Raw genomic sequence first — 24443 nt, forward strand, 5'->3', positions numbered from 1 at the left:
ATCGACTTAGTCGGGAATTGCAACCAGCACTAACACGGATGCTTGACCACCATGATGAGGTGGGGCTTGATGGAATGCACGTACTGCAGGGTGTTGCACCAGCCAGTGAGGCAAGTTTTCTTTTAGAATTCCTCGGCCATGCCCACTCATGATTGCACAGCAACTTACTTGTTCCTTTTGGCAGGCACTGAGCAACGCAGCAACTTCTCGTTTCGCCTGCGCTTGGGTTAAACCATGCAAATCAAGGAACAATTCAGGCTCATAATCCCCCCGACGTAACTGTTTGAGTAGGTACGAGGATTCTTCTTCGGCACAGTAGCGAACAGGACCTTCAGGAAGATGCGCTCGATAGGTATCGGAGAAAAAGAACTCTGCTTGCTGTTGACGAACACCGAGCCGGCGAGGTGAGTTACTGAAGTTCGGCTTGGGGCGAACGTGTTCCACGGTTTCGTTGTGAATTCGACGATCAACTTGTACCGTTTTACGGAATAAACTCAAATCGTCTTGCTCGTCATTCATACCTTACCCAACCTACGAAAGAAGACGCACATCGATAGATGCGCTTTTAGCGGGCATAGGTTATCTTATGGCAGAACGAAGAACAACTTAGGAGATCGGTTTTGACCAAGGTCAGCATTCAATTTGAGCAAGTAAGTATTAGCGATGCATTACGTTGGGCGGTAAGCGAAATGCAGCGTGCCGATGTCTATTTTGGTCACGGCACCGATAATGCCTTGAGCGAAGCGCAGCTCCTCCTAGGGCATGTGCTTGAGCTCGATTTTAATCAGTTAGAGCAATTCAGCACCGCGCGCATGGTGGTCGCAGAATGGGACTACTATACCGAGTTGGTGCAACGCCGTATTCAGGAGCGCATACCAGCTGCCTATTTGACAGGGAAGGCTTACTTTGCCGGCTTACCATTCCTAGTGGATGAGCGAGTGTTGGTGCCGCGCTCACCCATTGCCGAGTTGATTGAGCGGAAGTTCAGCCCGTGGCTGTCGGCAACTCCGAACCGAATTCTCGATTTATGCACGGGCAGCGGTTGCATTGCCATTGCGTGTGCCTATGCCTTTGATGAGGCCGAAGTGGATGCCCTGGATTTATCAGTGGATGCCCTTGCGGTGGCGGAATCGAATATTGAATTGCACGGATTGTCCCACCGAGTATTTCCGCTGCAATCGAACCTCTATGATGCAATTCCGAAGCAACGTTATGATTTGATTGTGACTAACCCACCTTATGTGGACGCGGAAGATATGGCTGATTTACCCGAGGAGTTTCATCATGAGCCTGAGCTTGGGTTGGCGGCAGGCGACGATGGCTTGGATTTGGTGCGTATCATTCTGCGTGAGGCGCCAGACCATCTCACTGAGCAAGGCGTATTGGTTTGTGAAGTGGGTAACTCATGGGTGGCATTAGCACAAGAATTCCCGCAAGTTCCCTTTCAATGGGTGACCTTTGAACACGGTGGCGACGGTGTTTTCGTGTTAACATACACCGATTTAGTGGCACATCAACATTCATTTTAATCGGAGCGAACAGGCGAGGCGTAGATGGGAGCAAATACTTGGGGCGAATTATTTCGAGTCACCACGTTCGGTGAAAGCCATGGGCCAGCCATTGGCGCTGTTGTCGATGGGTGCCCGCCTGGTCTTGCGTTGAGTGCGGCGGACATTCAGCATTACCTTGATCGACGCCGGCCTGGGTTGAATCGTTTTACCACCGCGCGGCAAGAAACTGACCAAGTGGAACTCTTGTCTGGGGTGTTTGAGGGCCGCACTACAGGCACTCCAATCGGATTGCTCATTCATAATACGGACCAGCGGAGTCACGATTATGACGACATTAAAAGCAAATTCCGTCCGGGGCATGCCGATTATACCTATGCACAAAAGTATGGGGTTAGAGACTACCGCGGGGGCGGTCGCGCCTCCGCACGTGAAACAGCGATGCGGGTTGCTGCCGGAGCGATTGCTCAGCTTTATTTAGCTCAGCACGGGATTCGTATTCGTGCTGGGGTGGTCCAAATTGGGGACTATTGCACGGCGCCTGAGCAGCCTGAATTTCAATGGGACCGAGTTGCCGAAGACCCTTTGTATTGCCCTGATCCACACATGTCTGAAGCCGCGCAAGCCTTGTTGAAACAGTTACTCAAAGAGGGGGACTCAATCGGTGCGCGGGTCCGGCTCGAGATTCTGGGAGTGCCGGCGGGCTTAGGCGAGCCGGTCTTCGACCGGTTTGACGCCGAGTTAGCCCATGCGTTGATGAGTATCAATGCGGTGAAAGCCGTTAGCATTGGGGATGGCTTTGCCGTTGCCTCACAACGTGGTAGCGAGCATCGCGATGAACTAACCCCGACGGGTTTTTTAAGTAATCATGCGGGCGGTGTGCTCGGTGGTATCAGTACGGGACAAACCATTATTGCCGAAGTGGCCTTTAAGCCGACATCGAGTATTCGAATTGAAGGACGCACCATCGATGTGCACGGCCAGCCAACCACCATTGCCACGCGGGGCCGCCATGATCCTTGTGTGGGCATCCGTGGGGTGCCTGTTGTTGAAGCCATGGCCGCTTTGGTGGTGATGGATTTGTGGCTCCGCCAACGCGCAATAACCAATCCGTAGTTGAGTGAAAGATTGATGAATTCTGAACATCATTATGACGTTTTAATTGATTTGTTCGAGCAGTGTTTTTATCAAGAATATCGAACGCGGTTAGTTGCTGGAGAGCATGAGCCTTATTATCAACCAGCACAGACACCCACAGCGGATCATCAAATTGTCTTTGCCCATGGCTTCTTTGCCTCGGCACTGCATGAAATTGCCCATTGGTGTATTGCAGGCCCACAGCGGCGTGAACAGTTTGATTATGGTTATTGGTATGAACCTGATGGCCGCAACGCGGAACAACAGGCAGAATTTGAGCAGGTTGAACGCCAGCCTCAAGCCTTGGAGTGGTTGTTTTCATTATGTGCGGGCGCACCTTTTCAAGTCAGTGTTGATAATTTGAGTGGTTTACCCGTGGATCGGGAAGGCTTTACCCAAGCCGTTCGCCAACAGTTACAGCGGTATTTGCGCGAGGGGTTGCCGCCTCGGGCAGAGCGGTTTGCACGCGCACTAGCGGACTATTATCAGCAGTCTTGGCCTGCTGAGAAGATCCTAAGCTGGGCTTGAATGAGTGGAGGAATGGTACCGTGACACAACAACCTTTATTTAAAATTGGTTTAATTATCAATTCGTTTGCAGGGCTTGGTGGCTCTGTTGCGTTGAAAGGGAGCGACGGTGCCGACACCGCTCAGCGGGCATTGGCACTAGGCGCTGAGCCAAAAGCACCGCTACGCGTCAAACAAGCGTTATCGGTATTATTACCGTATCAATCTCAATTGCATTTTGTGACCGGCAGTGCAGGCTTGGGTGCGACGGTGTTGCAAGAATTGGGTTTGAGTCATGAGGTTATCTACACCCCCAGCGCTGAACAAACAGGCCCTGAAGATACGCAACAGCTGGCCCAGCGTCTGGCAGAATTAGATGATATTCAATTGCTATTATTTGCTGGTGGGGATGGCACGGCGCGTGATATTTGCGCAGTTTATCCCGATCAACGCCCGGTGTTGGGAATTCCAGCTGGGGTAAAAATTCATTCGGGAGTTTATGCTATTTCACCGACTGCAGCCGGCAAAGTCGTGGAGCAGATGGTGCGCGGTCAACTGACTAGCGTGCTGCAAGCGGATGTGATGGATATTGATGAAGAAGCGTTCCGCGCAGGTACGGTGAGGGCTCGCCGTTATGGCGAAATGTTGGTGCCAGCCGAGTTGCAATATGTCCAAGCAGTCAAAATGGGCGGTCGCGAAAGTGACGAATTAGTGTTAGCTGATATCGCCGCCGAAATCATTGAAGGCATGGATGATGACACCTTGTATGTGATGGGATCGGGGTCAACGGTGGCCGCCATTATGGAGGATTTGCAGTTACCCAATACCTTGCTTGGCGTGGATTTAGTGTATCAGCAGCGTTTGCTGATGGCGGATGTGACGGCCCAACAACTGGAGCAACAGCTCCGTGATCATCAGGGGCCCGTACGGTTAGTGATAACCGTTATCGGTGGCCAGGGGCATTTATTTGGGCGCGGCAACCAGCAATTGAGCCCGACTGTGATTCGGATGATCGGCAAAGATAATATTCATGTCGTGGCTACGAAATCAAAGTTGCAAGAGTTGGGTGAGCGTCCGTTGGTGGTTGATACCGGAGATCCAGAGTTGGATGCCGAGTTGTCAGGCATCATTCGCGTGACAACCGGCTACCGTGATGAAGTATTTGCTCGAATTGGTTTGGTTTAGTATTGCGACTTAGGCAGTCGAACAACAATGCCGTCCAGCTCTTCCGTCATCACAATTTGACAGCTGAGGCGGCTGTTATCTTGCGGGTCGATGGCCATATCCAGCATGTCTTCTTCTAATTCAGAGGCTGCTGGCAGTTTATCCAGCCATTGAGGATCTACATAGCAATGGCAGGTGGCACAGGACATCACCCCACCACATTCTCCGAGAATACCGTCAATCATATGGTCGACAGCACCTTCCATGAGGTTTTGTCCGACATCGACATCAGCTTCGAACTCGCCGCCTTGGGCATCGATGTAGATGACTCGTGGCATAGGGGTAACTCCTTACAATTTAAGACTGGATAGTGAGAGTAAATGACCCTAAAAGGGTATCATAAATTGCGTGACAAAGGACTCAATACAGTGTTTTTGTTATGCTACAGCGTCACGCTGAATCAGCAATCTATTTCATTGGAGTTGGAATGCCATGGCACAGCCACACACATTTGAATTACTCGTATCTTGGGATGAGTTTCATCGCACAACACGTGAACTTGCTCGTCGGCTACTGCCGGCAGAACAATGGCAAGGGAATGATTCCGCGTCTGGCACAGCCAGGCACCTGATGGCATGAAATGCCGCTAAGCCCGCGTAATTGCGGGCTTTTTTTTGTTTGTGTTTGGCACGATCTGGCAACGGGAGGAAGCGCCAAGCACCGTTTGAGCATGGCATTAAAGCTGGTATTATGGTTTGGCGATGCCATGATTGATGCCGATACCATGCTGCGTTCTTTTGTGTGTTCATGGTATTAATATTCTATAAGTTACTGTTTCGTAAGAAAAAATACGATAAATTCGAGATTTTTTCAGCATGGTATCGGAGACGAAGAAGGACAAGGTACATGCTGACCGATACCAAGCTGCGCAATCTCAAGCCCAGGGACAAACTCTACAAAGTGAATGACCGGGAAGGTCTCTATGTGGCAGTGACTCCAGCCGGCTCCATCTCGTTCCGTTACAACTACTCAATCAACGGTCGGCAGGAGACCATCACCTTTGGGCGTTATGGTGTCGGTGGCATCACCCTGGCCGAAGCCCGCGAGCTGTTGGGTGACGCCAAGAAGATGGTTGCGGCGGGCAAGTCGCCGGCCAAGGAGAAAACCCGAGACAAGGCGCGGGTGAAAGATGCAGAGACGTTCGGTGCCTGGGCGGAGAAGTGGCTGCGTGGCTACCAGATGGCCGACTCCACCCGCGATATGCGCCGCTCGGTTTATGAGCGTGAGCTGAAGCCGAAATTCAGCAATCAGAAGCTGGTGGAGATCACCCACGAAGACTTGCGGGCGCTGGCTGATGCCATTGTTGAGCGAGGCGCACCGGCCACCGCCGTTCATGTGCGTGAAATCGTGTTGCAGGTATTTCGCTGGGCCATCGAGCGTGGGCAGAAGGTCGAAAACCCGGCAGAACTGGTGCGCCCAACAAGCATCGCTCGATTCGAGCCACGTGACCGAGCGTTGACGCCAGAAGAAATTGGGCTGATGTACCAGTACATGGAGCGAGTGGGCACAAGCCCAACAAACCGTGCGGCGGCCAAGCTGTTATTGCTGACGATGGTGCGCAAGAGCGAGCTGACCAATGCGACCTGGAGCGAGATCAATTTCAGCGAAGCGTTGTGGACGATTCCAAAGGAGCGGATGAAACGCCGTAACCCGCACCTGGTATTTCTGTCCCAGCAGGCTCTGGATATTTTCATTGCCATGAAAACCTTTGCCGGTGGTTCCGACTTCGTTTTGCCATCACGGTACGACTCGGATGCGCCGATGAGCGCTGCCACACTTAACCAGGTGCTGACGCTGACTTACAAGGCGGCGCAGAAAGATGGGAAGTCACTTACCAAGTTCGGACCGCATGATTTGCGGCGCACAGCCAGCACGCTGTTGCATGAGGCCGGCTACAACACCGACTGGATCGAGAAGTGCCTGGCGCACGAGCAGAAGGGCGTGAGGGCTGTCTACAACAAGGCTGAGTACCGCGAGCAGCGGGCGGCGATGTTGCAGGATTGGGCCGATATGATTGATGAGTGGACTTCGGGAGGCAGTAAGGGTTGATGTTTTTGCTATCTTTGATAGCATTGAAGTTGATGCCGTGAATTTATAAATAAGGCCGCCATTGGCATCGGGCAGGTCAATTACCGATTAGCTGCTTCGCGCAGCTACTCGATGAATAGCAACTATTCATTTGAGAGGTATTGACCCATGCAAAATATAAAGACCCTCATCAACAGGAAGAAGCTCCTGGAGATGATCCCGCTTTCGACACGAACAATTTATAACCTGGAGCAGCGAGGGGATTTTCCACGCCGTATCGCGTTAACCAGTAGAAATGTCGCCTGGGATTTGTCAGAGGTCGAAGAGTGGATTGAGGCACGTAAATCATCGGGTGATCAAGCTGCGCGACCTGGCCCTATAGAGGGCTAGTTATATGGCTCTTGATCTTATGGCGGCTTTCACGGAATTGCCGCCACCCATTGATTATGTTCTGCCTAATATGGTTGCTGGCACTGTTGGTGCTCTTGTGTCGCCTGGTGGGGCTGGTAAATCCATGTTGGCCCTTCAATTGGCTGCACAGATTGCAGGCGGGCCTGATTTACTTGAAATAGGCGAGTTTCCCACCGGGCAAGTGGTCTATCTGCCTGCTGAAGATCCACCGGCCGCTATTCACCATCGTCTGCACGCCCTTGGGGCACACCTCAGCGCAGCGGAACGGCAAGCCGTGGCTGATGGTTTGCTCATTGAACCCTTGATCGGTAAATGCCCAAACATCATGGCTGCTAGCTGGTTCGATGCTCTCAAACGAGCCGCTGAAGGTCGTCGCTTGATGATCTTGGACACTTTGCGGCGCTTCCACATTGAGGAGGAGAACGCTAGCGGGCCGATGGCGCAGGTTGTTGGGCACATGGAGGCCATAGCCGCTGATACAGGCTGCTCCATTGTGTTTCTGCACCACGCGAGTAAAAGCGCAGCCATGATGGGGTCGGGCGATCAACAGCAGGCCAGTCGTGGATCGTCCGTACTGGTTGATAACATCCGTTGGCAATCGTACCTATCCGGCATGACGCAAGGCGAGGCCGAGATACTGGGGGTCGATGATTGTCAGCGTGGGTATTTTGTCCGCTTTGGCGTCAGCAAGGCCAACTATGGCGCACCTTTTCAAGAACTCTGGTTTAGACGGCACGACGGCGGCGTGTTGAAGCCTGCTGTACTGGAGCGGCAGTGCAAGGTGAAAAGGAGACAGCGTGAAGAAGCCTAAGCATGACCTGACCCACGTCCGACATGATCCCGCGCACTGTTTGGCACCTGGCCTGTTCCGCAGCCTCAAGCGTGGCGATCGCAAACGCTGCAAGCTGGACGTGACCTACACCTTTGGCGAGGACGAATCCATGCGTTTCGTCGGATTCGAACCTCTCGGGGCCGATGATATGCGTCTTTTGCAAGGCATCGTGGCCCTTGGCGGCCCGAACGGCATCTTGCTAACCCCGGAACCGACCAGTGAGACGGGGCGACAGCTACGGCTATTCCTTGAACCCCGTTTCGAAGCCATTGAGCAAGACGGCTTGGTGGTTCGTGAGAGCCTGACCAAACTGCTCTCAGAAACGGGCATGACGGATAGCGGCGACAACATCAAGGCGCTCAAAGCCAGCCTGCTGCGCATGTCGAACGTCACCATCCTTGTGACGAAGGGACGGCGGCAAGCCGCGTTCCACCTGATGAGTCATGCTTTTGACGAGACGGACGGCAGGCTATGGGTTGCCCTGAATCCGCGTATTGCCGAAGCGATCCTGGGGCATCGTCCATATGCCCGTATCGACATGGCGGAAGTGCGGTTGCTACAGACTGATCCGGCACGGCTGATGCACCAACGGCTATGCGGCTGGATCGACCCCGGCAAATCCGGGCGCGTGGAACTGGACACGCTTTGCGGCTATGTCTGGCCAGATGAAGCCAATGCCGAAGCTATGAAAAAACGCCGTCAGACTGCCCGGAAGGCACTGGCCGAACTTGCCGCCGTGGGTTGGGTAGTGAACGAATACGCCAAGGGAAAATGGGAGATCAAGAGGCCTGGCCCCACGGCAACTGCACCCGTTTACCGTCGTAACGTTCCCTTGTTACCGTCGTAACGCTCCCCTTCTGCCGTCGTAACGTTCCCCGTCCCAATTTGGAAAACCCAGACGGTGCGCTGCTTTGCGGGCAGTTTGGGAAATCCATCCAAGATTATCTAAAGATAATCCATCATGCGCGGTGCAGCTCGCGCCTTGAGGGCGCGTTCTGACCTTGCCAATAAAGCCCTGGCGGGCTTTATCAATCGGCCATAGGCCGATGGTTTAACGCCAAGAAGAGAAGGCGGCTTCAGTGGCCGCTGAAACGCCTTGTGAGAGGGGAAAACAACCCGGAGTCCCTTATTCCATGAGCTGAAGCAGAATCTGCGTCTAACGGTGCTGGAGGGCCGCTGTGTGCACTTGTAGTTATCTGTACTGAAACCTTGGCTCGAAACGTGAAATGGCTAAGCAGTGCCCATTCGTTCGGTAAGAATAATAAGAAGATTATTATTCTTATTATTACCAAGCAGGAATGAGCCGTGTGTGTTGGACGCCCATAACCAGTAACCTGCGTGAAGGTGTCAACATCAGGAAAGGTTGCCCCTCAAGTATCAATACGTCGCCTTAGTGGTATGACGGGAGGGGAGGCAAATTTCTTGTGTTCATTGACACTTGAGGGGCGGGTTATGCCCTTCTTTTTTGGCGTCCAACTCGCCCCATCGGGGCGAATGGTTTGTGTCGATTGTTGGCATTTTAGGTTCCGATTTAAAGCCGATTGAGCAGCGATTTTGAAGCGACTATGTCGATTGCAGGCCGATTTGGTGACGATTACGGTTATGTTGCCAAGAATCGGTGTTTGTTTGACGATAAAACGCTTTACGTTCGATATGCGCTAGATTTTCAATAGTGGGTGAAATGCGGGCAGGATGGGTGAAGTTAGCTAACCGGCAAGCCGGTTATCTATCTTCACTGTCCCTTATTCGCGCCGGGGGCACTCAACGGGAATCCTGCCCTGCGGGGCTGATCGGCTACCGCCGGTTGCAAGAGTATAGGTCTTGCTATTTTTAATATCTTTGATAGCATGGTTGTCGGGTACACCAAAAGGGTATTGATATGGCAAATGTGCTTATCAGGAATTTACCCGCCGAGGTGCACCGTGCGTTGAAAGTTCGAGCAGCGCTCAACGATAGGAGCACCGACGCGGAAATACGCGAAATACTGACGGCGGCAGTACAGCCGCTAGAGCTTGAAGAGATTGGCCGGGAAGTTGGCTTGTCCGAAAGCGATAAAAAAACAGAGTAGTTTTACGTTTGTAAGTCCGGGCCTCAGCGCCAAGGGCAATACCGATCAGCTAGTGGCGTAGCTCTTCGATGAAACGTTGCCGAGAACAAGCACAACGCTTGGTCAAGGCAATGCCTTCTTTTCATCGACGGAGTACGACCATGAAGTCCAAAATTTTAGCGGCTAAAAAAACCGCTCTAGCCGTTGCACTCGCAACCGGCTTTATCACCACTACCACCGCCCCTGTGCAAGCTGGTATCCCCGTCATCGACGGCGGCAACCTGGCCCAGAACATCATGACGGCCATCGAGTCGGTGGCGCAGACGCTCAAGCAGATTGAGCAGTACCAGACCCAGTTGCAGCAGTACGAAAATCAGCTCCAGAACACGATGGCCCCAGCCGCGTATATCTGGGATCAGGCGCAGACTACGATCAACCGGCTGATTGCCGCGCAAAACACGCTGGCCTATTACGAGAACCAGCTAGGCAGCCTGGATCGTTACCTGGCCAAGTTTCAGGACGTGGCCTATTACCGCAGCTCGCCATGCTTCAACGGCAGCGGCGGATGCACGCCGGCCGAAAAGGCAGCGATGGAAGAGAACCGCCGCCTGGCGTCAGAGTCGCAAAAGAAGGCCAACGATGCCCTGTTCCAGACCGTTGCCGACCAGCAAAAGGCTTTGAAGGATGACGCCCGTACCCTGGAGCGGCTGCAAGGCGCGGCCCAGGGTGCAACTGGCCAGCTACAGGCCATCGGCTACGCCAACCAGCTCGCCAGCCAGCAGGCCAATCAGCTCTTGCAGATTCGCACCATGTTGACCGCCCAACACAACGCGGAGGCAGCCCGGATTGCAGCAGAACTCGATGCCGAGGCGCGAGGTGATGCCAGGGCCGAGCAAATGCGTACCTGGACGTTTCGCCCGAGTCCGGCAGACAACTACTAGGGAGGCGGTGAGATGAAAAAAATCTTTTTTACTACCGCGGCTACGTTGCTGTTGTTGGCTGGATGTGAACAGGAAAGGATGCCCGAACCAAATGCGGCGACGTGTGCCCCCGATGCGTTCCAGGCAGCACTGAATGAAATGCGCAGCGAAGCGAACCGAGAGGCCTTTACCGAGGAATGCAGAGCATTCCAGAAGGCCAAGCAGATGCGTCAGTGGGAGTTCAAGCCCAGCCCTAAAGATGATTATTGAGGTGGTCGCCATGAGAAAGAAAATTGCTCTAGGTGGCTTGATGATGGTCGCCACAATGGTGCTGGCTGAACCTGCAATGGCGCAGGAGCTAAGTAGCAGCGGTGTTATGAATGATGTGCTCAAGCGTTTTCATGATGCTGCCGCAACATGGGGGCCAGCTATTGAGTCCGCTGCATCGCGTTTGTTCTGGACGCTGGTTGTGATTTCGATGGTCTGGACATTCGGCATGATGGCTTTGCGCAAGGCCGACATTGGCGAGTTCTTCGCGGAGTTCGTTCGCTTCACGATCTTCACCGGCTTTTTCTGGTGGTTGCTGACGAATGCGAACCAGGGCATGAATATCGCCGGTACGATTGTTCAGTCATTGCAAACTCTGGGCGCGCAGGCGGGGGGACTTTCCAATAGCAATCTTGGGCCCTCCAGCATCCTTGATCTTGGTTTCGAGTTATACAACCGCACAGTACAGGCCACCTCGGAGCTGGGATGGCGGCAGATGGCAACTGCTCTGGTCATGGAGCTAATGGCCCTGGCTGTTTTGTTTGTCCTGGCGTTGATTGCGGTCAACCTGTTGCTGTTGCTCGCATCAGCCTGGATTCTGTTGTATGCCGGTGTGTTCTTCCTTGGCTTTGGTGGAAGTCGTTGGACTTCCGACATGGCGATCAATTACTACAAGACCGTGCTGGGCCTGGCCGCACAGCTTATGGCAATGGTGCTTCTGGTTGCGATTGGCAAAGAGTTCATCAATCACTACTACACGCAAATCAGCGAGAACATGGCATCCCAGGAACTGGCCGTGATGTTGGTTATATCGGTCATCTTGCTTTTCTTGGTCAACAAAGTTCCGCCGATGATTTCTGGTCTTGTGTCTGGTGGTGGTATTGGCGCAGCCGGTGGAATTGGAAACTTCGGTGCGGGTGCGGCAGTTGGGGCGGCGGTGACGGCGGCCAGTATGGCAACTGGCGGCGCTGCCCTGGCAGGTAAAGCGGTTATGGGTGCCGCAGCCGGTGCAGCCGGAGGTGCAAGTGCACTCCAAGCGGCTTTTCAGAAAGCATCAGCGAGTATGGAAACCGGCGGTGACATGTCCAGCATGGGGTCAGTTGTCAGCAGTGGCGGAAACGGTGGTGGTGAAGCGGGTACTGCTGGCAGTAGCCCATTCGCCCAAGCGGCTGGCTTTGGTGACAGCGGCAGTAGCTCAAGCGGTGGCGGCTTTGCCAAGGCCGCGAAGCTGGCCACAGGCACGGCCTCCGAGTTAGCCAAGGGTGTCGGCTCTCAAGTGAAGCAGGGATTCCAGGAGCGAGTGAGCGAAACCACAGGCGGAAAACTGGCTGCTTCGATACGCGAAAGCATGGAGCCGAAAGAAGCAAGCCAATCTGGCCAGTTCGAGGGCAATAGCTTGGGCGCCGATTCTGGCCCAGATAGTAACGAAGTCAGGAGTTAGCACGATGACGACATCAACATACATGGCCGCATTGGCGGCCCTGGATGAAGCGCCAAGGGAAGAAGTCAGCCAGGTATTTATTTCGCCGCTGGGTGATCAATCGACCGAGGTCGATGCAGAGACAGAAACAGCCGCTTTTGTATCACGGCCAGACCCTATGAGAGAGAGCGAAACTAAGCCGATAAGTATTGAGGTTAATGGCGGCAGGAATGAGCGGTCAGCATTCGCGGAGGCGGCGGGGCTGTACCTGTAGGCGCACCGGGCTGGCCACAACCAGCCCGGCACTTTCAATCAACACCTACTGGAGAGGTGAATTATGACAACACAACATATTATCGAACCAGGGCAAGCAGTGCATCAAGCAGCGGCTATTCTTTCTTCTTTGGAGTACATCAACCAAGCGGAAGCGCGGAGCCTTGGGCCATTGGCCGAAGCCGTCGCTAATGCTTTTATGGTGGTGTACTACCAAGCTGAAACGGGCCGGGCGACACAGGCTGATTTTCAAGAAGCAATGAACGCCTTGCGCCAAGCGTGCAGCTAATGACGAAAGGGCGGCCACTCGAACTGGCCGCCTTTTTCAATCTTCACTGTTTGGCCATTCCCGACCCACAGACGGCGCATCCATCCATTCGCGTTCCTCCGGCGGCAGCGGGTAAGCCCCGGATGCTTCCGCGTCGGCCAGTAGTTCGGCCAGTGTGTAGCGCACCCGACCAGTGGAAACGGCGCGGGCCGGGTCGGCCTTCTCATGCAGCCTGTTCTCTAGGTTCTTTGGGTCTGTCATCGGGCGACCTCAGCAAGCATGGATACTAGGTGTTCCAGGTCAGTGATCGAATGCGCCAGGAAGCGGCCGGCGCGGCAATCTGCAATCTGCAATCATTTCCTCAGTTTTTTCCTACTCATGTTCAACCTCGTTCGTACCAGCTCTTCGAGCGATTCACCACGCGCACGACCAGCAGCATCACCGGCACTTCGACCAGGACGCCGACCACGGTTGCCAATGCAGCGCCGGAGTGCAGACCGAACAAGCTGATGGCGGCCGCCACGGCCAGCTCGAAGAAGTTGCTGGCACCGATCAGGGCCGAAGGACAGGCGACAGAGTGCTTTTCCCCCGCCCGCTTGTTCAGCCAGTAGGCTAACCCGGAATTGAAGAACACTTGAATCAAGATCGGCACGGCTAGCATGGCGATCACTAACGGCTGCCGGATGATGGCCTCGCCCTGGAAGGCGAACAGTAGAACCAACGTCAGCAGCAGCGCGGCCATCGACCACGGCCCGATCTTCTGCATGGCCCGTTCAAAGGCGGCCTGTCCTTGCTTGAGCAGATGCCGCCGCAAGAGCTGCGCCAGGATCACCGGCACGATGATGTAGAGCACGACCGAAATCAGCAGCGTGTCCCAAGGCACCGAGATCGAGGACATGCCCAGCAGCAGGCCGACGATGGGCGCGAAGGCCACGATCATGATGGCGTCGTTCAGAGCCACTTGCGAGAGCGTGAAAAGCGGGTCGCCGTTGGTAAGGCGGCTCCACACGAACACCATTGCCGTGCAGGGCGCGGCGGCCAGCAAGATCAAGCCCGCGATGTAGCTGTCCAGTTGATCGGCCGGCAGGAACGGAGCGAACACTTGTCGGATGAACAGCCACCCCAGCAGGGCCATCGAGAATGGCTTGACGGCCCAATTAACGAACAGCGTGACGCCGATGCCGCGCCAATGCTCTTTGACCTGGTGCAGCGCCCCGAAGTCGATCTTGACCAGCATCGGGACGATCATTACCCAAATCAGCAGGCCCACCGGCAAATTGACCTGGGCCACTTCCATGCGGCCTATGGCCTGGAACACGTCAGGAAGGCCCTGGCCGAGCGCAACACCGGCGACGATGCACAGGGCCACCCACAGCGTCAGGTAACGCTCGAAGCCGCTCATCGGGGCCTGGCGCGGCTTCGCGGCGATGGCCTGTGCGCCGGCGCTCATGCTTCCTGCTCGGTCTTGCCGATGTTCGCCAGCTCGCGCTTGATGGCCGTCTGGTCAAGCATTTTGAGAGGCAGATTCACGAACAGGCGGACGCGGTTCATCATGTGCCGGAAGGTTTGTTCGAAGGCCCGGCGCTTCTCGGCGTCAGTGCCTTCGACGGCGGCCGGGTCTTCAAATCCCCAATGCGCCGAGATCGGCTGACCAGGCCACACCGGACACATTTCGCCGGCGGCGTTGTCGCAGACGGTGATGATGAAGTCCATCTTCGGTGCGTCGGGCGTGGCGTACTCGTCCCAGCTCTTGCTGCGCAGATTCTCGGTCGGGTAATTCACCGACTCCACCTTTTCGACGGCGAAGGGATTGACCTTGCCGGTTGGGTGACTGCCGGCGCTGTAGGCGCGGAAGCGCCCTTGCCCCATCGTGTTGATGAGAGCTTCGGCCATGATGCTGCGCGCCGAATTGCCGGTGCAGAGGATGAGGACGTTATAGATTCTTTCGGTCATGATGTTTCGCTTTCTGGTAGTGGCTGGGGAGCAATGGCGATGGATGAAAGATCGGTGGCCTCGTCGATGACGTGGCCGGCCGCTTTCCGTTCGGAATAGCGGTCTGTCAGTGCTTCACGGTGCGGCCGTACCAGCGCCGTGAAGCGCACCAGTTCTTCCATCACATCGGCTATTCGGTCGTAGTACGGCGAGGGCTTCATGCGGCCCGCCGCGTCGAACTCTTGGAACGCTTTGGCGATACTCGACTGGTTCGGAATGGTGAACATTCGCATCCAGCGGCCGAGCAGACGCAAGGTGTTCACGGCGTTGAAGCTCTGCGAGCCGCCGGATACCTGCATCACGGCCAGGGTGCGGCCTTGGGTCGGCCGGATGCCGGCCATTTCAAGCGGCAGATGGTCAATCTGCGCCTTCATGACACTGGTAATCTGACCGTGGCGTTCCGGGCTGCACCAGACTTGTCCCTCTGACCACTCGGACAGGGCGCGCAGCTCCTTGACGGCCGGGTGATCGTCGCTTTGCACTTGATCGGGCAACGGCAAATCGGACGGGTCGAAGATGCGTGTTTCTGCGCCAAAGAATTGCAGCAGCCGGGCCGCTTCCTCGACGGCCAGCCGTGAGAACGAGCGGGCGCGCAGCGAGCCATACAGCAGCAGGATACGCACCGGCGGGGCGTCGGGTGCCAGCCCGAGCGCCGGGCGCTCGATGGCAAAGGATTTGTCCAAAGCGGGCAAAGAATCGGGGTCGGAAAGATGGCGAAGTCTCATGCCAACACCTTCCCGGCTTCCGTGGTGCAAGACAGGTTGCACACCTGGCCGCCGCAGCAGTTTTCCGTGAGAAAGGCCACCAGGTTAGTGGCCGTCGAAAAGTTCGCCTCGTAGATCACAAATCGGCCTTCTTGCCGCGACGTGACCATGCCGGCGTGTGCCAGCTCTTTCAGGTGGAAGGATAGCGAAGACGGCGGGATGCCGGCCGCTTCGCTGATTTTTCCGGCGGCCATGCCGGCGGGGCCGGCCTGGACGAGAAGCCGGAACACCGCGAGGCGCGATTCTTGAGCGATGGCCGCCAGGGCGGCTACAGCATTTATCGTTTCCATGTTTCAATAATAGTCGAAATATGGAGTGTGCTCAATAGCTCATTTAAGCTGTAAAAATGAGCTAGGCGCATTTTGTCATTTTCAGAAGACGACTGCACCAGTTGATTGGGCGTAATGGCTGTTGTGCAGCCAGCTCCTGACAGTTCAATATCAGAAGTGATCTGCACCAATCTCGACTATGCTCAATACTCGTGTGCACCAAAGCGAGGTGAGCATGGCGACGGAGGCTCTGTTGCAAAGATTGGCGGCAGTCAGAGGTAGGCTGTCGCTCTGCGCCGATCAGGCGGCTGCTGCGAAATGGTGGTTGAGCATGCCCATGGCCTCCGTCAGCGCCGAGGGCCCAATGCCAAAAGCTCTCTCCACAAGGCGCACCTCGCCCCTGATGCCGGGCTGCAGGCACCAGGGGCGAGCCTGTCCTTTGCGCAGGGCTCGCATGACTTCGAATCCCTTGATCGTGGCATAGGCCGTGGGGATCGATTTGAAACCGCGCACCGGCTTGATCAGTATCTTGAGCTTTCCGTGATCGGCCTCGATCACGTTATTGAGATACTTCACCTGCCGGTGGGCCGTCTCCCGGTCCAGCTTTCCTTCGCGCTTCAATTCGGTGATCGCTGCACCATAGCTCGGCGCTTTGTCGGTATTGAGCGTGGCAGGCTTTTCCCAGTGCTTCAGGCCTCGCAGGGCCTTGCCCAGGAACCGCTTCGCTGCCTTGGCGCTGCGGGTCGGCGACAGGTAGAAATCGATCGTGTCGCCCCGCTTGTCGACTGCCCGGTACAGGTAGGTCCACTTGCCCCGCACCTTGACGTAGGTTTCATCCAGGCGCCAGCTCGGATCAAAGCCACGCCGCCAGAACCAGCGCAGCCGCTTCTCCATCTCCGGGGCGTAGCACTGGACCCAGCGATAGATCGTCGTATGGTCGACCGAAATGCCGCGTTCCGCCAGCATTTCCTCAAGGTCGCGATAGCTGATCGGATAGCGACAATACCAGCGCACCGCCCACAGGATCACATCACCCTGGAAATGGCGCCACTTGAAATCCGTCATCGTTCCGTCCGTCCAATCTCCGCCAAGCATGCTCAAGCTTCACGATTTTTGCAACAGAGCCCACACGAGTATTGAGCATAGTCGAGATTGGTGCAGATCACTTCTGATATTGAACTGTCAGGAGCTGGCTGCACAACAGCCATTACGCCCAATCAACTGGTGCAGTCGTCTTCTGAAAATGACATTTGGTATCTCTCATAAACGGATGTTTTTGAGAGAACTATCTTCGGCCTTCACACGCACGAAAGGCGGCGAAGCTCCGCCGTTAATCCGTCCGCCGGAGATCTCGCCCAGGCAGGCTGAAGGCCGAGCAAGCCTGACAGGCCCGAAAAGCCCGGCACGGGCGTCGGCGGCGATGACGGCGGCGGCATTATCCAGGGTTGATGATGGAAGTGGAGGATATCGACAACCTCTCGCGCAACCAAGACATCGCGGTCGGACTGCAAGTGATCTTGAAGCCACGGGCCCGTCCCACCCCGACATGGACCTCGATGCCCGAACGGACGTTAGATTTCGAGTTCTAGGCGTTCTGCGATGAAGGTTGGATCCCAGCCGGGATTGAAAGTGTCGACGTGGGTGAATCCGAGCCGCTCGTATAGGCCACGCAGGTTCGGGTGGCAGTCGAGCCGCAGCTTGGCGCACCCCTGCGTTCGCGCGGCATGGCGGCAAGCCTCGATCAGCGCGGAGCTGACACCCCGGCCCGCATGTGTCCGTCGCACCGCGAGCTTGTGCAGATATGCGGCCTCCCCCTTGAGGGCGTCGGGCCAGAACTCGGGATCCTCGGCCGACAAGGTGCAACAGCCGACGATGCCGTCGCTGCAACTCGCGACTAGGAGCTCGGATCTCAGGACGAAGGTCTCCGCGAATGTCCGGTCGATCCGCGCGACGTCCCAGGCGGGCGTTCCCTTGGCGGACATCCACGCCGCAGCGTCGTGCATCAGCCGCACAACCTCGTCGATATCACCCGAGCAGGCGACCCGAACGTTCGGAGGCTCCTCGCTGTCCATTCGCTCCCCTGGCGCGGTATGAACCGCCGCCTCATAGTGCAGTTTGATCCTGACGAGCCCAGCATGTCTGCGCCCACCTTCGCGGAACCTGACCAGGGTCCGCTAGCGGGCGGCCGGAAGGTGAATGCTAGGCATGATCTAACCCTCGGTCTCTGGCGTCGCGACTGCGAAATTTCGCGAGGGTTTCCGAGAAGGTGATTGCGCTTCGCAGATCTCCAGGCGCGTGGGTGCGGACGTAGTCAGCGCCATTGCCGATCGCGTGAAGTTCCGCCGCAAGGCTCGCTGGACCCAGATCCTTTACAGGAAGGCCAACGGTGGCGCCCAAGAAGGATTTCCGCGACACCGAGACCAATAGCGGAAGCCCCAACGCCGACTTCAGCTTTTGAAGGTTCGACAGCACGTGCAGCGATGTTTCCGGTGCGGGGCTCAAGAAAAATCCCATCCCCGGATCGAGGATGAGCCGGTCGGCAGCGACCCCGCTCCGTCGCAAGGCGGAAACCCGCGCCTCGAAGAACCGCACAATCTCGTCGAGCGCGTCTTCGGGTCGAAGGTGACCGGTGCGGGTGGCGATGCCATCCCGCTGCGCTGAGTGCATAACCACCAGCCTGCAGTCCGCCTCAGCAATATCGGGATAGAGCGCAGGGTCAGGAAATCCTTGGATATCGTTCAGGTAGCCCACGCCGCGCTTGAGCGCATAGCGCTGGGTTTCCGGTTGGAAGCTGTCGATTGAAACACGGTGCATCTGATCGGACAGGGCGTCTAAGAGCGGCGCAATACGTCTGATCTCATCGGCCGGCGATACAGGCCTCGCGTCCGGATGGCTGGCGGCCGGTCCGACATCCACGACGTCTGATCCGACTCGCAGCATTTCGATCGCCGCGGTGACAGCGCCGGCGGGGTCTAGCCGCCGGCTCTCATCGAAGAAGGAGTCCTCGGTGAGATTCAGAATGCCGAACACCGTCACCATGGCGTCGGCCTCCGCAGCGACTTCCACGATGGGGATCGGGCGAGCAAAAAGGCAGCAATTATGAGCCCCATACCTACAAAGCCCCACGCATCAAGCTTTTGCCCATGAAGCAACCAGGCAATGGCTGTAATTATGACGACGCCGAGTCCCGACCAGACTGCATAAGCAACACCGACAGGGATGGATTTCAGAACCAGAGAAAGAAAATAAAATGCGATGCCATAACCGATTATGACAACGGCGGAAGGGGCAAGCTTAGTAAAGCCCTCGCTAGATTTTAATGCGGATGTTGCGATTACTTCGCCAACTATTGCGATAACAAGAAAAAGCCAGCCTTTCATGATATATCTCCCAATTTGTGTAGGGCTTATTATGCACGCTTAAAAATAATAAAAGCAGACTTGACCTGATAGTTTGGCTGTGAGCAATTATGTGCTTAGTGCATCTAACGTTTGACATGAGGGGCGGCCAAGGGCGCCAGCCCTTGGACGTCCCCCTCGATGGAAGGGTTAGGCATCACTGCGTGTTCGCTCGAATGCCTGGCGTGTTTGAACCATGTACACGGCTGGACCATCTGGGGTGGTTACGGTACCTTGCCTCTCAAACCCCGCTTTCTCGTAGCATCGGATCGCTCGCAAGTTGCTCGGCGACGGGTCCGTTTGGATCTTGGTGACCTCGGGATCATTGAACAGCAACTCAACCAGAGCTCGAACCAGCTTGGTTCCCAAGCCTTTGCCCAGTTGTGATGCATTCGCCAGTGACTGGTCTATTCCGCGTACTCCTGGATCGGTTTCTTCTTCCCACCATCCGTCCCCGCTTCCAAGAGCAACGTACGACTGGGCATACCCAATCGGCTCTCCATTCAGCATTGCAATGTATGGAGTGACGGACTCTTGCGCTAAAACGCTTGGCAAGTACTGTTCCTGTACGTCAGCAAGTGTCGGGCGTGCTTCTTCTCCGCCCCACCACTCGACGATATGAGATCGATTTAGCCACTCATAGAGCATCGCAAGGTCATGCTCAGTCATGAGGCGCAGTGTGACGGAATCCGTTGCTGCCACTTGTTAACCCTTTTGCCAGATTTGGTAACTATAATTTATGTTAGAGGCGAAGTCTTGGGTAAAAACTGGCCTAAAATTGCTGGGGATTTCAGGAAAGTAAACATCACCTTCCGGCTCGATGTCTATTGTAGATATATGTAGTGTATCTGCTTGATCGATCAGGCTTTTGTATATCTCCCCACCACCTGAAACAATGACATGATCCGTTATTTTCTTTAGGTTGGTTAAAGCATCTTTAATTGATGGAAAGATCAATACGTTCTCATTGTCAGATGTAAAACTTGAACGTGTTACGACCGCATACTTTCGGTTGGGTAATGCTCCCATTGATTCAAAAGTCTTGCGTCCAACCAACAGCCATTGGTTATAGGTAATAGCTTTAAACAGGAGCTGTTCACCTTTGGCACTCCATGGAATATCAGGGCCATTCCCGATAACTCCATTCTTCGATATAGCTACCATTAGTGATAGTTTCACAATTCTTCCTCAGAGGTTAACTTTGTTTTAGGGCGACTGCCCTGCTGCGTAACATCGTTGCTGCTCCATAACATCAAACATCGACCCACGGCGTAACGCGCTTGCTGCTTGGATGCCCGAGGCATAGACTGTACAAAAAAACAGTCATAACAAGCCATGAAAACCGCCACTGCGCCGTTACCACCGCTGCGTTCGGTCAAGGTTCTGGACCAGTTGCGTGAGCGCATACGCTACTTGCATTACAGTTTACGAACCGAACAGGCTTATGTCAACTGGGTTCGTGCCTTCATCCGTTTCCACGGTGTGCGTCACCCGGCAACCTTGGGCAGCAGCGAAGTCGAGGCATTTCTGTCCTGGCTGGCGAACGAGCGCAAGGTTTCGGTCTCCACGCATCGTCAGGCATTGGCGGCCTTGCTGTTCTTCTACGGCAAGGTGCTGTGCACGGATCTGCCCTGGCTTCAGGAGATCGGAAGACCTCGGCCGTCGCGGCGCTTGCCGGTGGTGCTGACCCCGGATGAAGTGGTTCGCATCCTCGGTTTTCTGGAAGGCGAGCATCGTTTGTTCGCCCAGCTTCTGTATGGAACGGGCATGCGGATCAGTGAGGGTTTGCAACTGCGGGTCAAGGATCTGGATTTCGATCACGGCACGATCATCGTGCGGGAGGGCAAGGGCTCCAAGGATCGGGCCTTGATGTTACCCGAGAGCTTGGCACCCAGCCTGCGCGAGCAGCTGTCGCGTGCACGGGCATGGTGGCTGAAGGACCAGGCCGAGGGCCGCAGCGGCGTTGCGCTTCCCGACGCCCTTGAGCGGAAGTATCCGCGCGCCGGGCATTCCTGGCCGTGGTTCTGGGTTTTTGCGCAGCACACGCATTCGACCGATCCACGGAGCGGTGTCGTGCGTCGCCATCACATGTATGACCAGACCTTTCAGCGCGCCTTCAAACGTGCCGTAGAACAAGCAGGCATCACGAAGCCCGCCACACCGCACACCCTCCGCCACTCGTTCGCGACGGCCTTGCTCCGCAGCGGTTACGACATTCGAACCGTGCAGGATCTGCTCGGCCATTCCGACGTCTCTACGACGATGATTTACACGCATGTGCTGAAAGTTGGCGGTGCCGGAGTGCGCTCACCGCTTGATGCGCTGCCGCCCCTCACTAGTGAGAGGTAGGGCAGCGCAAGTCAATCCTGGCGGATTCACTACCCCTGCGCGAAGGCCATCGGTGCCGCATCGAACGGCCGGTTGCGGAAAGTCCTCCCTGCGTCCGCTGATGGCCGGCAGCAGCCCGTCGTTGCCTGATGGATCCAACCCCTCCGCTGCTATAGTGCAGTCGGCTTCTGACGTTCAGTGCAGCCGTCTTCTGAAAACGACACATTTAGATCGATATGTGATAAATTGGCCTGCCAGTTTAAGATGGGTGCATTTGAGTATGCCCAAAGGAGCCCGCAAGTATGCGCAGGACGAAGCCAGTAGCCGCGCCGATGGTGGCGCGGGTCTATCTGCGCGTCAGCACCGACGCGCAGGACTTGGAACGCCAAGAGGCGATCACTACGGCCGCGAAGGCCGCCGGCTACTACGTCGCCGGCATCTACCGTGAGAAGGCATCCGGCGCACGCGCCGACCGGCCTGAGCTGCTGCGCATGATCGGCGACCTACAGCCCGGCGAGGTGGTCATTGCCGAGAAGATCGACCGCATCAGCCGCCTACCTTTGCCCGAGGCCGAGCGCCTGGTGGCCTCGATACAGGCCAAAGGCGCACGCCTGGCCGTCCCTGGCGTGGTCGATCTATCCGACCTGGCGGCCGAGGCCCAGGGCGTCGCCAAGATCGTGCTGGAAGCCGTGCAGATCATGCTTTTTCGCCTGGCCTTGCAGATGGCCCGCGACGACTACGAGGACAGGCGCGAACGCCAGCGCCAAGGCATTGAGTTGGCCCGCCAGGCCGGGCGGTACAAGGGCCGCCGTGCTGATCCGAAGCGCCGCGCCCAAGTTGTCGCGCTGCGCAAGTCCGGCTACAGCATCAACAAGACCGCCGAGCTGGCCGGGTACAGTGCGGCCCAGGTGAAACGGATATGGGCCGAGGTCAGCCAGGCCGAAGCGAAGCAGCACGGCGCGTTCGTGGAGGACGCATTGACGGAAGCCGATGCCCTGGCCGCTGTCGGCCAGGATGAGCGCCAGGAGGAAAGGGCATGAAGAAGCCGAACCAAGACGACGAGCCGTTTTTCATCACCGAGGAGATTGCGGCCGAAATGATCGCCGGCGGCTATGAGTTCGAGCTGCCGCCCATTCCTTGCACCATCCGCCTACGCGACGTGCTGGAGCGCATGACCGATGCTGAGCTAGCATTGCAGCCGGGCGAGATCGCCGACCAGGAGCGTGAACGCTGCCGGCGCAAGCCGTGTTCAACCTCATGATCTGGTCATGGTATTTTTCATGGCACTGAGCCTGATAGTTCTTGCAAATTGTTGTCACTAAAGGGTTTTGTGTGCTTGTTTACAATCGAGTGGGAGTGACGGGCACTGGCTGGCAATGTCTAGCAACGGCAGGCATTTCGGCTGAGGGTAAAAGAACTTTCCGCTAAGCGATAGACTGTATGTAAACACAGTATTGCAAGGACGCGGAACATGCCTCATGTGGCGGCCAGGACGGCCAGCCGGGATCGGGATACTGGTCGTTACCAGAGCCACCGACCCGAGCAAACCCTTCTCTATCAGATCGTTGACGAGTATTACCCGGCATTCGCTGCGCTTATGGCAGAGCAGGGAAAGGAATTGCCGGGCTATGTGCAACGGGAATTTGAAGAATTTCTCCAATGCGGGCGGCTGGAGCATGGCTTTCTACGGGTTCGCTGCGAGTCTTGCCACGCCGAGCACCTGGTCGCTTTCAGCTGTAAGCGTCGCGGTTTCTGCCCGAGCTGTGGGGCGCGGCGGATGGCCGAAAGTGCCGCCTTGCTGGTTGATGAAGTACTGCCTGAACAACCCATGCGTCAGTGGGTGTTGAGCTTCCCGTTTCAGCTGCGTTTCCTGTTTGCCAGCCGGCCCGAGATCATGGGGTGGGTGCTGGGCATCGTTTACCGCGTCATTGCCACGCACCTGGTCAAGAAAGCGGGCCATACCCACCAAGTGGCCAAGACGGGCGCGGTCACCCTGATCCAGCGTTTTGGATCGGCGCTCAATCTGAATGTTCACTTCCACATGCTGTTTCTCGACGGTGTGTATGTCGAGCAATCCCACGGCTCAGCGCGTTTCCGCTGGGTCAAGGCGCCGACCAGCCCAGAGCTCACCCAGCTGACGCACACCATCGCCCACCGGGTGGGTCGCTATCTGGAACGGCAAGGCCTGCTGGAACGGGATGTCGAAAACAGCTATCTGGCCTCGGATGCGGTGGATGACGACCCGATGACACCCCTGCTGGGGCACTCGATCACTTACCGTATCGCTGTCGGTTCACAGGCGGGGCGAAAGGTGTTCACTTTGCAAACTCTGCCGACCAGTGGTGATCCGTTCGGTGACGGGATTGGCAAGGTAGCCGGGTCCAGCCTGCACGCCGGCGTGGCGGCCAGGGCCGATGAACGCAAGAAGCTCGAACGGCTGTGCCGGTACATCAGCCGCCCGGCGGTATCCGAGAAGCGGCTGTCGTTAACACGAGGCGGCAACGTGCGCTACCAGCTCAAGACGCCGTACCGGGACGGCACCACGCACGTCATTTTCGAACCATTGGATTTCATTGCAAGGCTGGCCGCCCTGGTACCGAAGCCCAGAGTCAACCTAACCCGCTTCCACGGGGTGTTCGCACCCAACAGTCGGCACCGGGCGTTGGTCACGCCGGCAAAACGGGGCAGGGGCAACAAGGTCAGGGTGGCTGATGAACCGGCAACACCAGCACAACGGCGAGCGTCGATGACATGGGCGCAACGGCTCAAGCGTGTTTTCAATATCGACATCGAGACCTGCAGCGGCTGCGGCGGCGCCATGAAAGTCATCGCCTGCATTGAAGACCCTATA

Annotated in this window: 32 protein-coding genes; 19 read left to right on the plus strand and 13 right to left on the minus strand. The window is 56.2% G+C overall.

The genetic code is table 11. From position 1 onward, the window contains the following. Positions 1 to 6: 6 nt before the first annotated feature. A complete protein-coding gene (gene smrB / locus BLP64_RS05915; RefSeq protein WP_092592719.1) occupies positions 7 to 519 on the minus strand; it encodes an endonuclease SmrB in 513 nt (170 codons plus the stop codon). 101 nt (positions 520 to 620) lie between these two features. On the opposite strand from smrB, the gene prmB reads away from it, so the two are divergent. Genes prmB through BLP64_RS05935 form a run of 4 tightly spaced genes read left to right on the plus strand, consistent with a single transcriptional unit; the run spans position 621 to position 4336 of the window. Next, positions 621 to 1529, plus strand: coding sequence for a 50S ribosomal protein L3 N(5)-glutamine methyltransferase (prmB, locus tag BLP64_RS05920; protein WP_233340115.1), 909 nt, complete (start codon positions 621 to 623; stop codon positions 1527 to 1529). 24 nt (positions 1530 to 1553) lie between these two features. Beyond that, positions 1554 to 2624, plus strand: coding sequence for a chorismate synthase (aroC, locus tag BLP64_RS05925; protein WP_092592721.1), 1071 nt, complete (start codon positions 1554 to 1556; stop codon positions 2622 to 2624). A 15-nt stretch (positions 2625 to 2639) separates the two neighbouring features. Continuing rightward, positions 2640 to 3173 carry an elongation factor P hydroxylase gene (locus BLP64_RS05930; RefSeq protein WP_092592723.1) on the plus strand — a complete coding sequence of 178 codons (534 nt, stop codon included), beginning with the start codon at positions 2640 to 2642 and terminating at the stop codon, positions 3171 to 3173. A gap of 20 nt (positions 3174 to 3193) precedes the next feature. Next, positions 3194 to 4336 (plus strand): ATP-NAD kinase family protein, encoded by a 1143-nt coding sequence (locus tag BLP64_RS05935; RefSeq protein WP_092592725.1) that lies wholly within the window; start codon positions 3194 to 3196, stop codon positions 4334 to 4336. Here the strand turns inward: BLP64_RS05935 and BLP64_RS05940 are convergent. Beyond that, positions 4333 to 4653, minus strand: coding sequence for a 2Fe-2S iron-sulfur cluster-binding protein (locus BLP64_RS05940; protein WP_092592727.1), 321 nt, complete (start codon positions 4651 to 4653; stop codon positions 4333 to 4335). The two genes, BLP64_RS05935 and BLP64_RS05940, sit on opposite strands and share 4 nt — an antisense overlap. A gap of 154 nt (positions 4654 to 4807) precedes the next feature. On the opposite strand from BLP64_RS05940, the gene BLP64_RS10740 reads away from it, so the two are divergent. From BLP64_RS10740 to BLP64_RS05990, 11 genes are all read left to right on the plus strand, one after another. Then, positions 4808 to 4954 (plus strand): hypothetical protein, encoded by a 147-nt coding sequence (locus BLP64_RS10740; protein ID WP_176754932.1) that lies wholly within the window; start codon positions 4808 to 4810, stop codon positions 4952 to 4954. A gap of 267 nt (positions 4955 to 5221) precedes the next feature. Then, positions 5222 to 6424, plus strand: a complete 1203-nt coding sequence (locus tag BLP64_RS05945) for a tyrosine-type recombinase/integrase (RefSeq protein ID WP_092592729.1) — start codon at positions 5222 to 5224, stop codon at positions 6422 to 6424. 147 nt (positions 6425 to 6571) lie between these two features. Then, positions 6572 to 6793, plus strand: a complete 222-nt coding sequence (locus BLP64_RS05950) for a helix-turn-helix transcriptional regulator (RefSeq protein ID WP_001179606.1) — start codon at positions 6572 to 6574, stop codon at positions 6791 to 6793. Between the two features lie 4 nt (positions 6794 to 6797). After that, a complete protein-coding gene (locus BLP64_RS05955) occupies positions 6798 to 7625 on the plus strand; it encodes a helicase RepA family protein (protein WP_001162384.1) in 828 nt (275 codons plus the stop codon). After that, positions 7612 to 8493, plus strand: a complete 882-nt coding sequence (gene repC, locus BLP64_RS05960; RefSeq protein ID WP_092592731.1) for a replication protein C, IncQ-type — start codon at positions 7612 to 7614, stop codon at positions 8491 to 8493. Before BLP64_RS05955 ends, repC begins: the two co-directional genes overlap by 14 nt. A 1032-nt stretch (positions 8494 to 9525) precedes the next feature. Continuing rightward, positions 9526 to 9714, plus strand: coding sequence for a FitA-like ribbon-helix-helix domain-containing protein (locus BLP64_RS05965; protein WP_000024442.1), 189 nt, complete (start codon positions 9526 to 9528; stop codon positions 9712 to 9714). 140 nt (positions 9715 to 9854) lie between these two features. Next, positions 9855 to 10634, plus strand: a complete 780-nt coding sequence (gene trbJ, locus BLP64_RS05970; RefSeq protein ID WP_000836966.1) for a P-type conjugative transfer protein TrbJ — start codon at positions 9855 to 9857, stop codon at positions 10632 to 10634. Between the two features lie 12 nt (positions 10635 to 10646). Then, positions 10647 to 10883, plus strand: coding sequence for an entry exclusion lipoprotein TrbK (gene trbK / locus BLP64_RS05975; RefSeq protein ID WP_000718002.1), 237 nt, complete (start codon positions 10647 to 10649; stop codon positions 10881 to 10883). Between the two features lie 10 nt (positions 10884 to 10893). Next, positions 10894 to 12321: a P-type conjugative transfer protein TrbL gene (trbL, locus tag BLP64_RS05980; RefSeq protein WP_001405816.1), complete on the plus strand. Its 1428-nt coding sequence runs from the start codon at positions 10894 to 10896 to the stop codon at positions 12319 to 12321. A gap of 4 nt (positions 12322 to 12325) precedes the next feature. Further along, positions 12326 to 12574 carry a hypothetical protein gene (locus tag BLP64_RS05985; RefSeq protein WP_000213809.1) on the plus strand — a complete coding sequence of 83 codons (249 nt, stop codon included), beginning with the start codon at positions 12326 to 12328 and terminating at the stop codon, positions 12572 to 12574. A gap of 63 nt (positions 12575 to 12637) precedes the next feature. After that, complete coding sequence (locus tag BLP64_RS05990) at positions 12638 to 12862, plus strand: type I toxin-antitoxin system ptaRNA1 family toxin (RefSeq protein ID WP_000211355.1); 225 nt, start codon at positions 12638 to 12640, stop codon at positions 12860 to 12862. A gap of 36 nt (positions 12863 to 12898) precedes the next feature. Here BLP64_RS05990 and BLP64_RS05995 read toward each other — a convergent pair whose 3' ends face one another. From BLP64_RS05995 to dfrA1, 11 genes are all read right to left on the minus strand, one after another. Then, on the minus strand, positions 12899 to 13102 hold the full coding sequence (locus BLP64_RS05995; protein ID WP_000131871.1) for a hypothetical protein: 204 nt from the start codon (positions 13100 to 13102) through the stop codon (positions 12899 to 12901). A 121-nt stretch (positions 13103 to 13223) separates the two neighbouring features. Next, positions 13224 to 14243 (minus strand): ACR3 family arsenite efflux transporter, encoded by a 1020-nt coding sequence (gene arsB / locus BLP64_RS06000; RefSeq protein WP_005015323.1) that lies wholly within the window; start codon positions 14241 to 14243, stop codon positions 13224 to 13226. 44 nt (positions 14244 to 14287) lie between these two features. Then, a complete protein-coding gene (locus BLP64_RS06005; protein WP_000140066.1) occupies positions 14288 to 14794 on the minus strand; it encodes an arsenate reductase ArsC in 507 nt (168 codons plus the stop codon). Next, the gene (arsH, locus tag BLP64_RS06010; protein ID WP_001239389.1) at positions 14791 to 15558 is read right to left on the minus strand and encodes an arsenical resistance protein ArsH; all 768 of its coding nucleotides are present in this window, start codon (positions 15556 to 15558) and stop codon (positions 14791 to 14793) included. Before arsH ends, BLP64_RS06005 begins: the two co-directional genes overlap by 4 nt. Continuing rightward, positions 15555 to 15887: an ArsR/SmtB family transcription factor gene (locus BLP64_RS06015; RefSeq protein WP_000447876.1), complete on the minus strand. Its 333-nt coding sequence runs from the start codon at positions 15885 to 15887 to the stop codon at positions 15555 to 15557. Before BLP64_RS06015 ends, arsH begins: the two co-directional genes overlap by 4 nt. Positions 15888 to 16166: 279 nt before the next feature. Beyond that, positions 16167 to 16931 carry an IS6-like element IS6100 family transposase gene (locus BLP64_RS06030; protein WP_001389365.1) on the minus strand — a complete coding sequence of 255 codons (765 nt, stop codon included), beginning with the start codon at positions 16929 to 16931 and terminating at the stop codon, positions 16167 to 16169. Positions 16932 to 17437: 506 nt separating this feature from the next. Further along, positions 17438 to 17938: a GNAT family N-acetyltransferase gene (locus BLP64_RS06040; RefSeq protein WP_000376623.1), complete on the minus strand. Its 501-nt coding sequence runs from the start codon at positions 17936 to 17938 to the stop codon at positions 17438 to 17440. A 127-nt stretch (positions 17939 to 18065) separates the two neighbouring features. Continuing rightward, positions 18066 to 18905, minus strand: a complete 840-nt coding sequence (gene sul1 / locus BLP64_RS06050) for a sulfonamide-resistant dihydropteroate synthase Sul1 (RefSeq protein ID WP_000259031.1) — start codon at positions 18903 to 18905, stop codon at positions 18066 to 18068. Next, entirely contained in the window at positions 18899 to 19246 is a 348-nt protein-coding gene (locus BLP64_RS06055; protein WP_000679427.1) for a quaternary ammonium compound efflux SMR transporter QacE delta 1, read from the minus strand. The genes sul1 and BLP64_RS06055 overlap by 7 nt, the downstream gene beginning before the upstream one ends. A gap of 168 nt (positions 19247 to 19414) precedes the next feature. Continuing rightward, on the minus strand, positions 19415 to 19966 hold the full coding sequence (gene aac(6')-Ib, locus BLP64_RS06060) for an AAC(6')-Ib family aminoglycoside 6'-N-acetyltransferase (protein ID WP_092592733.1): 552 nt from the start codon (positions 19964 to 19966) through the stop codon (positions 19415 to 19417). Between the two features lie 3 nt (positions 19967 to 19969). Then, a complete protein-coding gene (gene dfrA1 / locus BLP64_RS06065; RefSeq protein ID WP_092592735.1) occupies positions 19970 to 20443 on the minus strand; it encodes a trimethoprim-resistant dihydrofolate reductase DfrA1 in 474 nt (157 codons plus the stop codon). 156 nt (positions 20444 to 20599) lie between these two features. Between dfrA1 and intI1 the strand changes: the two genes are divergently transcribed. The 4 genes from intI1 to BLP64_RS06090 all read left to right on the plus strand — a co-directional run. After that, complete coding sequence (intI1, locus tag BLP64_RS06070; RefSeq protein ID WP_000845054.1) at positions 20600 to 21613, plus strand: class 1 integron integrase IntI1; 1014 nt, start codon at positions 20600 to 20602, stop codon at positions 21611 to 21613. 281 nt (positions 21614 to 21894) lie between these two features. After that, the gene (locus BLP64_RS06080; RefSeq protein WP_001366550.1) at positions 21895 to 22632 is read left to right on the plus strand and encodes a recombinase family protein; all 738 of its coding nucleotides are present in this window, start codon (positions 21895 to 21897) and stop codon (positions 22630 to 22632) included. Next, positions 22629 to 22853, plus strand: a complete 225-nt coding sequence (locus tag BLP64_RS06085) for a hypothetical protein (RefSeq protein ID WP_000743213.1) — start codon at positions 22629 to 22631, stop codon at positions 22851 to 22853. Before BLP64_RS06080 ends, BLP64_RS06085 begins: the two co-directional genes overlap by 4 nt. Positions 22854 to 23063: 210 nt before the next feature. Then, the coding region (locus BLP64_RS06090; protein ID WP_088766234.1) for an IS91-like element ISCR2 family transposase at positions 23064 to 24443 on the plus strand (1380 nt) is incomplete at its 3' end.

It is taken from the genome of Pseudidiomarina indica (assembly GCF_900104245.1).
GTDB classification, from domain to species: domain Bacteria; phylum Pseudomonadota; class Gammaproteobacteria; order Enterobacterales; family Alteromonadaceae; genus Pseudidiomarina; species Pseudidiomarina indica.

Bases quoted from the DNA above. Each gene is read 5' to 3' on its own strand.
- aroC (WP_092592721.1), top strand. From the start codon at position 1,554: ATGGGAGCAAATACTTGGGGCGAATTATTTCGAGTCACCACGTTCGGT.
- trbL (WP_001405816.1), top strand. From the start codon at position 10,894: ATGAGAAAGAAAATTGCTCTAGGTGGCTTGATGATGGTCGCCACAATG.
- BLP64_RS05955 (WP_001162384.1), top strand. From the start codon at position 6,798: ATGGCTCTTGATCTTATGGCGGCTTTCACGGAATTGCCGCCACCCATT.
- BLP64_RS05930 (WP_092592723.1), top strand. From the start codon at position 2,640: ATGAATTCTGAACATCATTATGACGTTTTAATTGATTTGTTCGAGCAG.
- trbK (WP_000718002.1), top strand. From the start codon at position 10,647: ATGAAAAAAATCTTTTTTACTACCGCGGCTACGTTGCTGTTGTTGGCT.
- BLP64_RS05965 (WP_000024442.1), top strand. From the start codon at position 9,526: ATGGCAAATGTGCTTATCAGGAATTTACCCGCCGAGGTGCACCGTGCG.
- intI1 (WP_000845054.1), top strand. From the start codon at position 20,600: ATGAAAACCGCCACTGCGCCGTTACCACCGCTGCGTTCGGTCAAGGTT.
- trbJ (WP_000836966.1), top strand. From the start codon at position 9,855: ATGAAGTCCAAAATTTTAGCGGCTAAAAAAACCGCTCTAGCCGTTGCA.
- arsB (WP_005015323.1), bottom strand. From the start codon at position 14,243: ATGAGCGGCTTCGAGCGTTACCTGACGCTGTGGGTGGCCCTGTGCATC.
- smrB (WP_092592719.1), bottom strand. From the start codon at position 519: ATGAATGACGAGCAAGACGATTTGAGTTTATTCCGTAAAACGGTACAA.
- BLP64_RS05945 (WP_092592729.1), top strand. From the start codon at position 5,222: ATGCTGACCGATACCAAGCTGCGCAATCTCAAGCCCAGGGACAAACTC.
- sul1 (WP_000259031.1), bottom strand. From the start codon at position 18,905: ATGGTGACGGTGTTCGGCATTCTGAATCTCACCGAGGACTCCTTCTTC.
- BLP64_RS10740 (WP_176754932.1), top strand. From the start codon at position 4,808: ATGGCACAGCCACACACATTTGAATTACTCGTATCTTGGGATGAGTTT.
- BLP64_RS06040 (WP_000376623.1), bottom strand. From the start codon at position 17,938: ATGGACAGCGAGGAGCCTCCGAACGTTCGGGTCGCCTGCTCGGGTGAT.
- BLP64_RS05950 (WP_001179606.1), top strand. From the start codon at position 6,572: ATGCAAAATATAAAGACCCTCATCAACAGGAAGAAGCTCCTGGAGATG.
- arsH (WP_001239389.1), bottom strand. From the start codon at position 15,558: ATGAGACTTCGCCATCTTTCCGACCCCGATTCTTTGCCCGCTTTGGAC.
- BLP64_RS05985 (WP_000213809.1), top strand. From the start codon at position 12,326: ATGACGACATCAACATACATGGCCGCATTGGCGGCCCTGGATGAAGCG.
- BLP64_RS06080 (WP_001366550.1), top strand. From the start codon at position 21,895: ATGCGCAGGACGAAGCCAGTAGCCGCGCCGATGGTGGCGCGGGTCTAT.
- BLP64_RS06030 (WP_001389365.1), bottom strand. From the start codon at position 16,931: ATGACGGATTTCAAGTGGCGCCATTTCCAGGGTGATGTGATCCTGTGG.
- BLP64_RS06015 (WP_000447876.1), bottom strand. From the start codon at position 15,887: ATGGAAACGATAAATGCTGTAGCCGCCCTGGCGGCCATCGCTCAAGAA.
- BLP64_RS05990 (WP_000211355.1), top strand. From the start codon at position 12,638: ATGACAACACAACATATTATCGAACCAGGGCAAGCAGTGCATCAAGCA.
- BLP64_RS05995 (WP_000131871.1), bottom strand. From the start codon at position 13,102: ATGACAGACCCAAAGAACCTAGAGAACAGGCTGCATGAGAAGGCCGAC.
- BLP64_RS05940 (WP_092592727.1), bottom strand. From the start codon at position 4,653: ATGCCACGAGTCATCTACATCGATGCCCAAGGCGGCGAGTTCGAAGCT.
- BLP64_RS06055 (WP_000679427.1), bottom strand. From the start codon at position 19,246: ATGAAAGGCTGGCTTTTTCTTGTTATCGCAATAGTTGGCGAAGTAATC.
- BLP64_RS06085 (WP_000743213.1), top strand. From the start codon at position 22,629: ATGAAGAAGCCGAACCAAGACGACGAGCCGTTTTTCATCACCGAGGAG.
- BLP64_RS06005 (WP_000140066.1), bottom strand. From the start codon at position 14,794: ATGACCGAAAGAATCTATAACGTCCTCATCCTCTGCACCGGCAATTCG.